Origin of the sequence: Wolbachia endosymbiont (group A) of Lasioglossum morio (assembly GCF_947250585.1) — a bacterium.
GTDB lineage: Bacteria > Pseudomonadota > Alphaproteobacteria > Rickettsiales > Anaplasmataceae > Wolbachia > Wolbachia pipientis.
Window position 1 is genome coordinate 829,933 of record NZ_OX366327.1, and the last position, 13,752, is coordinate 843,684.

The 13,752-nt window shown below is 34.8% G+C and carries 15 protein-coding genes and 1 pseudogene; 5 read left to right on the forward strand and 11 right to left on the reverse strand.

The window, feature by feature from the left end; genetic code table 11:
* Positions 1-43 precede the first annotated feature (43 nt).
* Positions 44-235, forward strand: a complete 192-nt coding sequence (locus tag OOK89_RS06530; RefSeq protein WP_410529706.1) for a hypothetical protein — start codon at positions 44-46, stop codon at positions 233-235.
* A gap of 179 nt (positions 236-414) precedes the next feature.
* Here the strand turns inward: OOK89_RS06530 and dcd are convergent, their stop codons facing one another.
* On the reverse strand, positions 415-972 hold the full coding sequence (gene dcd, locus OOK89_RS04050; RefSeq protein ID WP_006280485.1) for a dCTP deaminase: 558 nt from the start codon (positions 970-972) through the stop codon (positions 415-417).
* A gap of 141 nt (positions 973-1,113) precedes the next feature.
* Here dcd and OOK89_RS04055 point away from each other — a divergent pair, with 141 nt between their 5' ends.
* Positions 1,114-2,130 (forward strand): substrate-binding domain-containing protein, encoded by a 1,017-nt coding sequence (locus tag OOK89_RS04055; protein ID WP_264705093.1) that lies wholly within the window; start codon positions 1,114-1,116, stop codon positions 2,128-2,130.
* A 79-nt stretch (positions 2,131-2,209) separates the two neighbouring features.
* On the opposite strand, the gene OOK89_RS04060 is transcribed toward OOK89_RS04055, so the two are convergent.
* Complete coding sequence (locus OOK89_RS04060) at positions 2,210-3,466, reverse strand: hypothetical protein (protein ID WP_264718780.1); 1,257 nt, start codon at positions 3,464-3,466, stop codon at positions 2,210-2,212.
* A gap of 141 nt (positions 3,467-3,607) precedes the next feature.
* Here OOK89_RS04060 and OOK89_RS04065 point away from each other — a divergent pair, with 141 nt between their 5' ends.
* Positions 3,608-5,068 carry a TrkH family potassium uptake protein gene (locus OOK89_RS04065; RefSeq protein ID WP_264718781.1) on the forward strand — a complete coding sequence of 487 codons (1,461 nt, stop codon included), beginning with the start codon at positions 3,608-3,610 and terminating at the stop codon, positions 5,066-5,068.
* A gap of 263 nt (positions 5,069-5,331) precedes the next feature.
* Here OOK89_RS04065 and mgtE read toward each other — a convergent pair whose 3' ends face one another.
* On the reverse strand, positions 5,332-6,702 hold the full coding sequence (gene mgtE / locus OOK89_RS04070; protein WP_264718782.1) for a magnesium transporter: 1,371 nt from the start codon (positions 6,700-6,702) through the stop codon (positions 5,332-5,334).
* 153 nt (positions 6,703-6,855) lie between these two features.
* On the opposite strand from mgtE, the gene prfB reads away from it, so the two are divergent.
* Positions 6,856-7,960, forward strand: a protein-coding gene (gene prfB / locus OOK89_RS04075; protein ID WP_141456981.1) for a peptide chain release factor 2 whose coding sequence is annotated in 2 segments (ribosomal slippage) — positions 6,856-6,930 and positions 6,932-7,960 — 1,104 coding nt in all. Because the reading frame shifts where the segments join, the coding sequence is not laid out codon by codon here.
* A gap of 76 nt (positions 7,961-8,036) precedes the next feature.
* Positions 8,037-8,177, forward strand: coding sequence for a hypothetical protein (locus OOK89_RS04080; RefSeq protein WP_264718783.1), 141 nt, complete (start codon positions 8,037-8,039; stop codon positions 8,175-8,177).
* Here the strand turns inward: OOK89_RS04080 and OOK89_RS06640 are convergent.
* The 8 genes and pseudogenes from OOK89_RS06640 to OOK89_RS04135 form a co-directional block, all read right to left on the reverse strand.
* Positions 8,135-9,325: pseudogene (locus tag OOK89_RS06640) on the reverse strand (IS3 family transposase). The gene OOK89_RS04080 and the pseudogene OOK89_RS06640 overlap by 43 nt on opposite strands.
* 78 nt (positions 9,326-9,403) lie before the next feature.
* Positions 9,404-10,162 (reverse strand): phosphate ABC transporter ATP-binding protein PstB, encoded by a 759-nt coding sequence (pstB, locus tag OOK89_RS04105; protein WP_065094809.1) that lies wholly within the window; start codon positions 10,160-10,162, stop codon positions 9,404-9,406.
* Positions 10,159-10,944 (reverse strand): 4-hydroxy-tetrahydrodipicolinate reductase, encoded by a 786-nt coding sequence (dapB, locus tag OOK89_RS04110; RefSeq protein ID WP_010962542.1) that lies wholly within the window; start codon positions 10,942-10,944, stop codon positions 10,159-10,161. The genes pstB and dapB overlap by 4 nt, the downstream gene beginning before the upstream one ends.
* A gap of 146 nt (positions 10,945-11,090) precedes the next feature.
* Positions 11,091-11,267 (reverse strand): hypothetical protein, encoded by a 177-nt coding sequence (locus OOK89_RS04115; RefSeq protein ID WP_153801318.1) that lies wholly within the window; start codon positions 11,265-11,267, stop codon positions 11,091-11,093.
* Positions 11,268-11,350: 83 nt separating this feature from the next.
* Positions 11,351-11,614, reverse strand: a complete 264-nt coding sequence (locus OOK89_RS04120; RefSeq protein WP_264718785.1) for a DUF977 family protein — start codon at positions 11,612-11,614, stop codon at positions 11,351-11,353.
* Between the two features lie 42 nt (positions 11,615-11,656).
* On the reverse strand, positions 11,657-12,397 hold the full coding sequence (locus OOK89_RS04125; protein WP_264718786.1) for a Fic family protein: 741 nt from the start codon (positions 12,395-12,397) through the stop codon (positions 11,657-11,659).
* A 169-nt stretch (positions 12,398-12,566) separates the two neighbouring features.
* A complete protein-coding gene (holA, locus tag OOK89_RS04130; protein WP_264718787.1) occupies positions 12,567-13,559 on the reverse strand; it encodes a DNA polymerase III subunit delta in 993 nt (330 codons plus the stop codon).
* Positions 13,560-13,564: 5 nt separating this feature from the next.
* A complete protein-coding gene (locus OOK89_RS04135) occupies positions 13,565-13,744 on the reverse strand; it encodes a hypothetical protein (protein WP_010082539.1) in 180 nt (59 codons plus the stop codon).
* Positions 13,745-13,752 lie beyond the last annotated feature (8 nt).

Sequence of the window (13,752 nt, forward strand, 5' to 3'; positions counted from 1 at the left end):
CCTTTTTGATAGATTTTTTTGAAATTGTTGAGAAAAGATCCAAGTGTCACGCTACTTGGATGACACCTATAACCTTGTCATCCCAGTGCTTCCTCCTTTGTCATCCCAGTGCTTGACACTGGGATCCAGGAATTTTAATTGTAAACGAGCAAACATTTTCGATAAAATTACCAAAAAGCTGGATTCCATTGTCAAGTACTGGAATGACACCATCCTTTTTTCTGGATCCAAGTAGTCAAGGCACTGGGATGACAAGAAAGGGGCTACTCGGATAACAGATACTATGATAAGAAATTCAACAACTTACAATGAATAATTGAAGTTTTTAATTAAGAAAAGCACATGGTGTAGCTATAATTATTGTAAGCAACAATGAAAAAGTGCGGAAGTGAAAAATTACCACTCTCATGGCAATCACTTCACCAGTGGCAAAGTGATACCATGCTGATTCATATATTTTCCTTTCATATCATCATATGATTTCTCGCATTCACTTTCGCCGCTTAAAAATACGAATTGGCATGCGCCTTCATTAGCGTAAATTTTCGCAGGAAGTGGAGTGGTGTTTGAGAATTCGAGTGTGACATGACCTTCCCATCCAGGTTCTAAGGGAGTAACGTTTACTATAATTCCACATCTTGCGTAAGTTGATTTACCAACACAAATGACCAGTACATTCCTTGGTATACGAAAATATTCCACTGTACTTGCAAGCACAAAGCTATTTGGTGGAATTATGCATACGTCTGTTTCCTTATCTATGAAACTATTCTCAGAAAAATTTTTAGGGTCCACGATAGCTGAATTAACATTAGTAAAAATTTTAAATTTATTATCCACTCTTGCATCGTAACCGTAAGATGATAGTCCGAAAGATATAACACCTTTGCTGCTTTTGTGATTCACAAAAGGCTCTATCATTCCAAAGTTTTCAGCTTTTTCTCTTATCCATTTATCTGGCATAACTGCCATAACTGTTCCTTAAAGTTGTGTAATACTTACAATAATATAAAATAAAATTTAAATGTAAACTGTAGCTTTTGTCATGCAATTAAAGCTTTTCAGTTTGATGTTTTGTTACAATAATTAGATTTATGTTCTTAACTAAAAATAATGCTTAGAAACTTTCTCCTGATTTTTGTATTCGTATTATTCACGCCGCTGTCAAATGCTGATGCCAGGAAATACATCAGAATTGTTGGGTCTTCAACTGTTTTTCCTTTTATCTCATTTATAGCCGAGGAGTTCAACCGTGTATTCTCCTTTAAGACTCCAGTTGTGGAATCGATAGGAAGTGGATCAGGATTCAAAATGTTTTGCTCAGGAATAGGGGAAGACACTCCAGACATCACCACTTCATCTCGCCCTATGAAGGAAGTAGAAAGAGAACTATGTAAAAGGAATAAAATTAATGAAGTGATAGAAATCATCATTGGCTATGATGGAGTTGTCATTGCAAATTCAAATCAAAGCCATAGATTTGATTTCACAAAGAAGGACTTATTTGAAACTTTATCTGCATATTCTCAAGAAAATGATAAATTAGTAAAAAATAATAAGAAGTTTTGGTCTGATGTAAATCAAGCCTTACCAAAAACAGAAATTGAAATTTATGGTCCACATCAAAATACAGGCACATACGAAACTTTGGTTAATTCTATTATGCTTGATCAATATTCATGCATGAACTCGAGAATTTTCAAAGAGAATTATAAAGATCAGGAAGAAAGAAAGCAAGCATGTGGTAATATAAGGGATGACGGAAGGTATATAGAAGTTGGAATTAATGAAAATATAATAATACAAAAATTGAAAAGCAACAAAAACGCCTTAGGGATATTTAGTTTCAGCTTTTTAATGAGGAATCAAGATAAAATACAAGGGAGCACAATTGCAGGAATTGAGCCAACTTACGAAAATATATCATCGGGAAAATATATATTAGCAAGACCTCTATACCTTTATATAAAGAAAGAACACCTGGATACTGTTGATGGATTAAGAGAATTCATAAAAGAAATTATAGATTCGATCGGCATTGAAGATGGGTACCTATCTAGGCTTGGTCTAATTCCACTTTCAAGTGAAGATATAAAGAAAGCTTCAGCAAAGGTTTATGATATAACGTGACGGCAACGTTTCTTTTATATTCTTTGTTCTAGCGTAGTCAGACCCAGCGCGGCGCGCTGGGATGACAATGGATTACTAATTAGACAGTTCTGCGTTGTTGCAACACCCCAGAAACAACCGGGTCCGAGCTTTTCGTATTTGGGCTTTCTGATTTCTCACAAACTCCTCCAATATAAGCTAGTACAGCCAATGCTGAAACTGCTAAAACTTCTAAAACTAATGCAACTACAGGATATGCCAGCACATAGGCTGCAATAGCACCAACTACGCATAGTCCAACAACGCCCAGAGCGATCTTCCCTTTGTGTTCACTCCAGAAGTTTGTATCGTTTTTTTCTGGGGTTTTGTTGTCTGCAGTTGGTGCAGAGTTTACGGTGTTTTGATCTAGATCAGTGTCATCTATAAAGTTAAGATCATCATTCTCAGACGGATCCTGATTGATTTCTTGTGAAAATCGAGTCGCATACTCTTTATCCCATGCTATCTGATCATTAATCTTGGCATTATCTAGTTCATTTTTACTAAGTTTTTCCTCAAATTCTTGAATCAAATCTTGAAAGCATTGCTCACCTACTCCAGGTATTTTAGCAAAACGTTTTTGTGCACATGTAAGTTTATCCATTACATAGTTATTTCCATTGGGCTCGAACCCAAGGAGCCCTGGAGAAGCAGCATCAAACATTAATTTAAAGCTTTCTTTTATCTTTTCCACATCTTCTTGGTTCAATTCTCTATCATAGTTAACCAGCAGAGGATAAACTAAAAGGGCATCTACGCTTCCATCATTCCAATATACCCCTCGCTCTAAAACCCTTGCTGCATTTTCACCATAATTCTCTAATGCTGCTTTAACTTGATCAATATCAAGGTTTTCTATTGCTTCTTGTAAGTTGGAATCAAGACCCATTACCCTCTTGTGCTCTTCCACTTCTTCAATAACTGTTTCAAGAGCAAAACATATATCTGTGTTATTAGAGTCAATTTTTCCTTGAAAGCGTTTAAGATCATCTATTGTATCCGTAAAATATTGTTGACCTTCTAAATATTTTGTTACCTTGTAATCACACAAAAAATCACGAGTTTTTTTATCAGCTTTCTGCCAAATTAGTTTAATGATCTCTACTTTAGTGCTAACGTTAGCATTAGAACAGTCAATAACATCATTTAAAATGGTACCTTTGTCACTAGTCAGAGTCCCCTCGTGGCTCAAAACTGCTTGTATATCACTACGTTCCTTATTGTCGAGTACGTTCTGGACTTCTTGAAAATTGTCATTCCTGACTGCCTGTCTTAATGAACCTAGAATTTCTTCTTGTGCATCAGTTAATTCAACCATATCTTACCTCTAATAAAAATTTAATTATCACACATATTTACAAGTAAATCAAGTATATTGTTAATAACTGTTAATAAAGGCCAACAAAATGCTTGACGTTAGAGTAGCTTTTATGGCTTTGTATAGCGAGGAAGTAATTCTATGAAAAATCATCAACGTTTACAAAATTTGCGTTCAATTGTATTTATTGTGGGAATATTCCTATTGCTGTTTAGCTTAGCAATGCTTATTCCTGCTATTACTAATAAATGTCTCAGCTACAAATGGAAAAATTTCCTCGCTGGATTCATAATTACCTGCACATCTGGCGCAATTTTTATTTTACTCGGTAAATTAAGTAGATTGCATGGAATGCCAGCAATTTTTGCGATTACTAGTTGCACCTGGATTGCCTTGTCTCTGTTTGCAGCTATTCCTTTCTATTTTGATAATCTGAGCTATGTTGATGCATTGTTTGAAACGATATCTGGCATCACAACCACAGGAGCAACTATATTTAATGATATTGAAAAACAATCTCCAGGAATACTGCTATGGAGAGCAATGCTACATGGCATGGGGGGTTTTGGTGTAATCACTTTAGGAATTGCAGTTTTTCCTATGTTTAAGGTTCTCAGCCTAAATAATTTACTTTATTCTGAGTATTCAGATGCTACCAAAAGGAAGTTGCCGAATACGCGAAGCGTAGTGATTCATGTTACGGCAATATATTATGGCTTAATTTTGTTATGCATATTTTCCTATTATCTAGCTGGTATGCCACTATTTGATGCAATATGTCACGGAATGTCTGCTGTATCAACTGGTGGATTTGCTAACTATAATGATTCTATAGGGCACTATAATAATCCCATACTAGAAGCCATAACGATCGTTTTTATGATTTTGGGTTCTCTGCCTTTTCTTAGCTATTTAAAAATCATAAGACGGTTAGACATTTGCTATGATGAGCAGGTCTCTTACTTTTTTAAGATAGCTATTGTTTCATCTTTATTTGCTTGTTTTTGGTTGTATAAAAATGTTGATTTAGGAGTGTCATTATCATTTAGATGCAGCACATTTACCATCACTTCCTTGATTACGTCAACTGGTTATGCAATCTGTAATCATATAGATTGGAGTTTCATTTCAGTCTTAGCTTTTTTTCTCACCTTTGTTGGTGGATGTAGTGGTTCTTCAAGTGGTGGTGTCAAAATCTTCCGCTTGATTGTTCTTTTAAGGTCTATAAGAAATTACTTTTACCTTTTATTAAACCCTGATGCAGACAATGGAGTAAAATTCAATGGAAAAACCCTGGAGAATGATGAAGTTCACTCTGTCTTTATATTTTTTGCAATTTTCATGTTAACGTTTACCATTTCATCAATAGTGATGTCTTACTTAAGCAATGCAGACTTTATAACTAGCATCAGTTCAGTCTCTGCAACGCTTACAAACTCTGGCCCGGGATTTAGTAATTTAATAGGTCCTTCGGGTAATTATTCCTCTTTCAGTAATGAAGTAAAATTATTTCTATCGTTTTTAATGCTGCTTGGCAGACTTGAAATATTGCCAATCTATTTTTGTATAGGCAATTTATTCTTATTTAATAGAAAGAAATAGTTGGTGAAGTTGTGAAATTTGATATTATAGCTAAACTGACTTACGACAATTTGAAAAACCGTCATTCCGCTACTCGTTAGCGGAATCTATACCGCGAATAAATCCACAGATGTACGAACATTGTGATTTGGGCACACCAGGAAGAATGTCATCCAAGTAGCCCCTTTCTCGTCATCCCGCTACTTGTTAGCGGGATCTATGCTAAGAGATACCGCGAATGAATCGCGGCATGACGGTTCGCGGCGGTATAGCTATAGATAGTATTAGCTATTTAATAAAAAGATCGTAGCTAAACCAAGAAATATAAAAGCTGAGAGAATATCAGTTGTTGCCGATGTTAGGATTGAAGAAGAAACGGCAGGGTCAGACTTTAAGCGATGAAGCATTATAGGAATGAAAGTTCCGATGAACGTTGCAATAATTGACATCATAATCATGGAGACCACAAAAATCATCTCCACTTTGAAGTTGTGAAACCTTATTGCTAACACTACTAATGAAATAGTAGATAAGATCACCCCGTTTATAAGACCTATTAAAAATTCTTTTACAAGTATTCTTTTTGCATTTTGCTCAGTTAGATATTTTGTTGCGATTGCCCGGATGGTTAGCGTTACTGTTTGGGATCCTGCATTTCCGCTCATTGATGCAATTATCGGCATGATTATTGGCAGTACTATAAAACTTTTTATTACATCATCGAAAAAGCCAACTACTATGGAACACATTGTTGCAGCTAAGAGGTTAAACAGTAACCAAGGTAGCCTTTTAATTATAGTTTTATGTATAGGGGCATTTATATCGGCTTTAGAAGATACACCGCTTATTTTGAGTACATCCTCTTCTGTTTCTTGTTGAACAACTTTTATCACATCTTCAATTAAGATCACACCAATAATTTTACCATTCTTATTTACTACCGGAGCCGATAATAGAGAGTAATCTTTAAATATTCTTGCTACTTCCTCTTGGTCTATTCCAGTTTTAATGATTTTTATGTCATGATCCATTATCTCTTTTATTATTGTGTCTCCTGAGTGAGATATTACCTTATTTAAATTAACACTGCCTATAGGCTCTAATTTTGAGTTGATAATGAATATCTGGTGAAATTTTTCTGGTATTTTTTTATAGTTGCACACAAATTCTGTCAGTTGATTTATTGTCCAATAATATGGAGCTATAACCATATCTTTATGTATTAACCTTCCTGCACTTTCTTCTGGATATGATAGCAACTCCTCTACCGATTTCTGAGTTTTGCTGGGCAAATAGTAAAGTATATTTTCTACAGACTTTCTATCTAAATCTTTCACTATGGTTACTATATCTTCTACATCAAGGAGCATTAGTAACTTTGCTGTATTTTCTATTCCCAATGTTTCTATGATCTCTATTTGTAAATCTGGCACTACATGCACTAGGGCATCACTTAACAAATGTTGATCGAGGATATTAACTAATTTCTCCCTGTGATCACTGATCGAAGTAGATAAAAAATAAGCTAACTGAACACTGTCTATCGTTTTTACAATATTACGAACATTCTCTAGCTCCTCGTTATCAAGTGACTCTATTAAGTCATCAATAGCCTTTTTGTCTAAACCATAATGGGAACTTATTTCAATATTCATTACTTTACCTTGTTTTTTAATAAATATACGCGCTTGATTTCCTTAAACATTAAAGTATAATGAAATTATTTAAATTAACTATCATATGGTTAAATTTCTATTTTGTTTACTGTTATTGTTATTGATAGTAAATATATTAAAATCTAAAGTATAATGAAAACTTATCCAGAAATTCTTGAACACTTTCAAAGCTTAAATAAAAGTATTTCTCTTATCAGGAGGTGTCTTTGACATAGAAAAATTAAAGTTGCGTCTTGAAGAGCTTGACTCCCAAGCGTCGAATGATGATTTGTGGCAAGATAACCAAAAAGCACAAGAAGTTTTAAAAGAACGTTCTAAAATTAAGAATGACGTAGAGTCGTTTTTAAAGCTGGAAAGCGATTACAACGATGCCATTAGCTTAATGAAGTCTGCTATTGATGAGAATGATGAAGAATTTTTCTCTGAAGTTGAAAATGAATTAGCTAAGCTAGAGAAATTAATCAAGTATAAAGAAACAGAGTCCTTATTTACTGGTGAAGCAGATAATAATAACTGCTTTTTAGAAATCCACTCAGGAGCTGGCGGAACCGAGAGCAATGATTGGGCTGAAATGCTGATGCGCATGTATATAAGGTGGGCAGAAATTTATCACAACTTTAAAGTTGAAGTTGTAGAAAAATTAGAAGGAGAGTCAGTTGGTATAAAGTCTGCAATGATAAAAATCGTTGGAGAAAAAGCTTATGGGTGGGCAAAAAGTGAAAGTGGAATTCACAGGCTGGTTAGAATATCGCCATTTGATGCAAATGGTAAACGTCATACCAGTTTTGCAAGTGTAGGAGTAACTCCAGTGATAGAAGATTCAATTGATATTGCTGTGGATGAAAAGGATCTAAAGATCGACACCTACCGTGCTTCCGGAGCAGGCGGTCAGCATGTGAACAAAACTGAAAGTGCAGTACGCATTACGCATATTCCAACTGGTGTTGTAGTTCAATGCCAAAATGGTCGTTCTCAACACAGAAATAAAGATGAGGCATTGAAATTACTTAAAGGACGTTTATACCAAATTGAACTGGAAAAAAAAGAACAGAAAATGGCTGAAGAATATGGTAAAAAATGCGATATAGGCTGGGGCAATCAGATCAGATCGTACGTTATGCATCCATATCAAATGGTGAAGGATTTAAGAACCGGACATGAAGTGGGCAATATAAATTCTGTTTTTGATGGTAATATAGATTGTTTCATAGTTAGTGTGCTTACTAAGCAAAATTAAGAATTCATTTGGAGTTGACTTTACTTGCTGTGATAGGTGATAATTAAAAATACTATTTAAAATTAGAGGTAAAGTTATGGCAATGAACTATAAGCAATGGGAAGAAATATTAAGTACAGTTAATAAAGAAGTGACCTTACCCAGAAAAAGTGGAGAGAAAGTTTGGAATGTTTTTCACAAAAAGAATGATGCATCAAATTGTTCTGGAATGCAATAGTTAATAGTGACGTTGTTTGTTATAAAAAATTTCTATGTATTCAAATATTGCAGTTCTAGTTTGTTGAGCAGAGTGTTGTGAAGTATCAATAAGTATTTCTCTTTTCAATGAGCTAAAGAAGCTTTCTGCAACAGAATTGTCGTAACAACAGCCTTTATTACTCATCTATATTCTTTACAGCTAAGAGATATTGATACCCTTGCGCAGTATATTGTGAACCTTGGTCACTGTGCAGCAGTAGATTTTTAACAGGTTTACGCCTATTAATGGCCATTAATAAAGAGTTCATAACCAATTGTTTATTTATTGCACTACTCATTATAGCCTTTCTTATAATAGTCCGAATGCGATAAGATATGTGTTTATGGCTATAGCAGGCCAGTAGCATATTACGGTCTGTTCGGATTATTGTAAAAAGAGCTATAACTACCATACGTGAGAATTATTGCTGCCAAATATAGCCATCCCTCCTTGGTTTTGATGTAAGTAATCCCATACTTTATTTGGTTGATCAACAATAAAGTTTTGATCTAGTATATTGGGAGCTACAGCTCTATTATCTGTTTGTTGTTTTTTAATTTTAAACTTTCTTCTCAGTATAGCCCTGATGTCATTTTTCTGCATAATACTTTGCACCGTTTTCAAATTGCAACTTTTACCCAAAGCCTTCAATTCAGCATGAATTTTAGGAGCTCCATATCTACATTTAGAAACTTGATATATTTTTTGAATAGCTTCGAGTAGCTCTTTATTCGCTGATTCTCTACTGCTTATTTTTCTTGTGGTCCACTTATAGTAGCCACTAGCAGAAAATCCTACATAATTCCTGTACTTTATAGCAGTTACTATATAAAAAAATATTTTACTCTTTTTGACTGGCCAGGGCTTTTTTTTAAATGTCTCTTTCCCTTGTTACTCTTGCTTTGTAAATCAAACCTCTCTTTGTCGTAAGGAGCCATGTTACCTCTACCTGGAAATGCATCTGCTGCCGACTTTTTTTCGTTGTGTTTCTTTATCCATTTTCCTAATAAACCACCCTTTATTCCTAAATCTCTTGCTATTTTTGTAATTGTTTGACCTGCCTTTCTTTGTTCATTTGCCAGTTTAACAGCTTCCAATTTGAATTCTGCCGTATATTCTCTTACCATTTCTAATCCTCCAAAATTTTATTTTACCCAAAAAAACTCTTTTCTTTCTCTCCACTTTTTCTGGGTAAGGTCAGAAATTTAATGATCCAGGATATACTCCTTTGTTAAGGGAGATTGAGCATTTTCGAATATTTCTTGAGTGCTTCCAGACTCAACAATTCTGCCATTATGAAAGAAAATTACACTATCAGATAACTTTTTAGCTTGCTTCATTGAATGAGTCACCATAATTATAGTAAATCTTAATTTCAGCTCTTGTATAAGATTTTCGATTGCATTGGTTGCCATTGGATCAAGAGCAGAGCACGGTTCATCCATTAATAAAATAGTTGGCTTCACTGCAATTGCGCGAGCGATGCATAGCCTCTGTTGTTGGCCACCGGATAAATTGAGTGCGCTATCTTGCAATCTGTCCTTCAATTCTTCCCATAAACCAACCTTGGTTAAACTATTTTCCACCATCTCATTCAATTTTTGCTTATCCTTCGCCATACCATGCAATTTTGGCCCATAAGCAACATTATCATATATTGATTTTGGAAAAGGATTTGGCTTTTGAAATACCATGCCAACTTTTGCCCTGAGTAGCACAACATCCATATCGCGTGAATATATATCACCCAGCCCATCGATATCTAATTCACCAACAGTTTTGCAACCTGGTACATAGTCATTCATACGATTAAAACAACGCAAAAATGTTGATTTACCGCACCCGGATGGTCCGATAAAAGTAGTAACTTTTCTTTTATAAATATTCAAATTTATATCGAATAAAACTTGCTTAGAGCCGTACCAGAGATTTAAATCTTTAACAGAGGCACGTGTATTGCTCATATCACATCCTGCATTGAATAGAGCCCCGGAATTTCTCTTTTATTTTCGTATAGCCATACTGCTGCTTGAACAGCTCCTCTAGCAAATGTTGTGCGATCAATTGCTTTGTGGTTTAGTTCTATCCGTTCATCAGAATTAACAAACATCACGCTGTGATCTCCTATTACTCCACCTCCACGAGATACTGCAAAACCTATTCCCCCCTTTTTCCTTATGTTTGAACCACTATGTAAATATTGATTGGACTGAAAATCCACTTTTGAAGCGTTAGCAATTGTTTTGCCAAGTTCTATAGCTGTTCCAGATGGTGAATCCTTTTTTAAGTTATGATGCATTTCCCAAATCTCAACGTCATATTCATTACCTAAAAGCTCAGCAGCTTTTTTTACCAATTTCAGCAACACATTAACCCCAACACTCATATTTGCTGACCATAATATTGGAACTTCAGCAGCATATTCTTTCAAATCGACACCTTCTATTCCAGTTGTGCCACTAACCAGCGGTGTTTTAAATTTTACAGCTGCTTTAAGGCAGTCTAACATACATTCTTTAGTTGTAAAATCTATTACAACGTCAGATGACTCAAATATGCCACTAATAGAACTTGTAACTTTAATTCCTAGATTGGCTATAATTGGTCCAATATCTGAATCTATGTACTTACTACCTGAACGGGCAACAGCACCTGCTATTTCCACTTTGGTATTTGTAATTAATTCATTGAGTATTTTTTTGCCCATTCTGCCTAAGCAGCCTATTACTCCAACTCTGATTTTCATAAAGCTTTTTACGTTTATTAAGAATGTTAGGCCTTTTTTTAAGCTCTGTCACTTCTGATCTATATTCTATAGCTGTACGAACACTGCAATTTCAGATCCCAGTGCCTTGACCACAACTATTGCAATATGGTACATAGTGAACGATGTCATTCCAGTCTGGAATCTAGCCTTTCTGCAATCTCATCGAAAACGTTGTAACCACTTTCTATGCTAGTTTGCTTGCTTACAAGCAAACTTTTCTGGATCCCAGTGTCTGGGCACTGGGATGACAGGAGAAGGCACTGGGATGACAAGAATAGGGCACTGGGATCTAGTGGGCTCAAACTACAATGTTTGTACAGCTGTGATCTATATTCTATAGCTGAATAATTTAACAATTCAAAATGAATACATATCCTATTGAGCTCTATATTACATACCAGGTTGCTTTGCCTTTTCCATGCTGAGTGATGTGATTACTCTTTACGAGATTAGATACGTGCTTCTTTAAGGTATTGCAGTTTGCTTTAGTAATATTTTCCAAATCCTTAATTGTAAGACGTCCATGTTTGCTGAGTAGTGCTAATACTTTAGCAGAAAGTGGTGGTAAATAGAGATTTAACACTTTTTCATGTGACACCTTTTGTTCAAGATAAAATTTTTGCTTTTGTAGTGACCTTAAAAAGAACATAAGCCATGGATTAAAATCATTGCTGCTCGTCTTCAAGGATTGTTAAGTACGACGCAAAGCCAAGTAGTAACTCTCCTTATTACTTTCAATTATACTTTCAAGGGAACTGTAAGGTACATAGATATACCCTAACTTTAGTAACAAGAAAGTTGTGAGAATGCGTGATAATCTGCCATTTCCATCCTGGAAGGGATGAATAGCTAAAAAAGTAACTATAAAAATGCCAATAATTAATAGAGGGTGTAACGATTTCACCTCTAATTGCTGGCTAGTCCAATAAATAAGTTCTTGCATTTGTGTTGCTGTCTCAAATGGAGAGGCTGTTTCAAAAACTATGCCCAAGCTTTTTCCAGATTCATCAAACGCCTCAACATGATTGGGGAATTTTTTATATTCTCCCATGTGCCTTTGATCTTTATATGAAAATTGTAAAAGCCAGATGTGAAACTGTTTTATAGTGTTTTCTGTAAATGGCATCTTGTTAAAGTTTTGAAATACTTCTTCACACACATACGCATATCCAGCTATTTCTCGTTCATCTAGAGAACGAAATGAGCGTGTATCAAGTTTGGATAGTAATTGCTCAACTTCACGGTCTGATAATCTTGCCCCTTCAATACGGGTAGAAGAACCAATACTTTCAATTGTTGCAATTTTCTTGAGCATTTGTAAACGTTCTGGAGCTAAATTACCAAACAATTGCCATGCTCCTTTAAATTCATCAATTTCAGCAACTAATTTTAACATTTCAGGTGTTATTACAATTTTTGAAATGTCAAACATATCTGTATTTTTATCTAGTTATATTCAATTATATTCGAAAATATCCTATTAGCAAAGAATACTTGTGAGACACACACTAAAGAATGAATTTTGGTAGGCATAAAAGCAGCTATTTTATGTTAAAATACAACATTTTGATGAAATTATAAGAAAGGCTGGATCCGAGTAGTCAGCTACCCGTCAGTGCATGTTGAAAAATCATTTTATGATCTAAATCAGTTTTTTTACAGGTAACTTCTAAGCTTATCAATTTTTCCAAGATCTTCTTAAGTTCTGAAAGTTGCAAACTTTTCAAATGAGATTTAAAACTCTGCAATTGTTTAAAAAACAATGGAGGGCTTAGCTGATCAATCGCAGCCTGCTCACTCATTCCACCTTGCACTGACAGCAAAACGTTTTCAAGGCGTAGGAAATAATTTGATATAATGCGAATTAGCGCTATCGGTGAAAAATTTTCTTGCGATATCAATACATCAGAAATTCTAATGAAGCGCGACATATCTTTACTTGCTATGGCAGAGCATAGATCATCAAGTGTAGCATAGTCGTTGCCGGAAGTTGAAAAGCATAATTCTATATCAGTAAGTTTTAGGTCTTTTCTCTCCCCTAAGTATAAAACTAACTTCTCAAGTTCTGAACATATAGGCAGCTTGCTATGATTAAAGTAAGATTGCAAATGGTAGATTATCTCATTTGTGCATTTTATATCATTTTGTTTTAAGTAACTTGATATAATGTCATAAAGATTGCTGTTGCTGTCCTTATAGCAAGCAATCACACCAAAAATTTTTGAACTCTCCATATAACTTTTAGTCGCAGAATTATATGGAAGATCACTTGCTACCATCATTACATAATGACCACTTGCGTTATAATCCAATACATTTTTTAACTCCTTGGATATACCTCCACTCACATTTATCAGCTTAATTAATTTTTTGCTGGTAAACATCGAAACGTTTGCCAATTCAGAAAACAGTAAACTGGGTGACTTATGCACTATTGCAAAATCCATCACCTGAACTGAATACTCACCCAAATTAGCAATTATTTCTTGTACATAAAAATCAACCCTACTGTTATCACTTCCATGAATTAACACACCACGTAAAGCATCAGGTTTCTCTAGGAATTTTTTAACTTTGGATGGTGTGACCCTCATGCTATCTATATGATATCATTCTCATTTGACTGTACATGAGTATCCAAAGACTCTGAGTCTCCTTGTGCAATATTATGCACATCACCTGCTACATCATCTGACTCTTCTGTTTTTCCTGTAATATAATTATAAAATTTTTTCACAGGTTGAGATATATATTTGGAAAAAAATCCTTCTTCGCTCATATTGCTTA

Excerpts from the sequence above, each read along its gene's own strand:
- dcd (WP_006280485.1), bottom strand. The coding sequence starts at position 972 with ATGGCAGTTATGCCAGATAAATGGATAAGAGAAAAAGCTGAAAACTTT.
- OOK89_RS04055 (WP_264705093.1), top strand. The coding sequence starts at position 1,114 with ATGCTTAGAAACTTTCTCCTGATTTTTGTATTCGTATTATTCACGCCG.
- OOK89_RS04060 (WP_264718780.1), bottom strand. The coding sequence starts at position 3,466 with ATGGTTGAATTAACTGATGCACAAGAAGAAATTCTAGGTTCATTAAGA.
- OOK89_RS04065 (WP_264718781.1), top strand. The coding sequence starts at position 3,608 with ATGAAAAATCATCAACGTTTACAAAATTTGCGTTCAATTGTATTTATT.
- mgtE (WP_264718782.1), bottom strand. The coding sequence starts at position 6,702 with ATGAATATTGAAATAAGTTCCCATTATGGTTTAGACAAAAAGGCTATT.
- OOK89_RS04080 (WP_264718783.1), top strand. The coding sequence starts at position 8,037 with ATGGCAATGAACTATAAGCAATGGGAAGAAATATTAAGTACAGTTAAT.
- pstB (WP_065094809.1), bottom strand. The coding sequence starts at position 10,162 with ATGAGCAATACACGTGCCTCTGTTAAAGATTTAAATCTCTGGTACGGC.
- dapB (WP_010962542.1), bottom strand. The coding sequence starts at position 10,944 with ATGAAAATCAGAGTTGGAGTAATAGGCTGCTTAGGCAGAATGGGCAAA.
- OOK89_RS04120 (WP_264718785.1), bottom strand. The coding sequence starts at position 11,614 with ATGTTCTTTTTAAGGTCACTACAAAAGCAAAAATTTTATCTTGAACAA.
- OOK89_RS04125 (WP_264718786.1), bottom strand. The coding sequence starts at position 12,397 with ATGTTTGACATTTCAAAAATTGTAATAACACCTGAAATGTTAAAATTA.
- holA (WP_264718787.1), bottom strand. The coding sequence starts at position 13,559 with ATGAGGGTCACACCATCCAAAGTTAAAAAATTCCTAGAGAAACCTGAT.
- OOK89_RS04135 (WP_010082539.1), bottom strand. The coding sequence starts at position 13,744 with ATGAGCGAAGAAGGATTTTTTTCCAAATATATATCTCAACCTGTGAAA.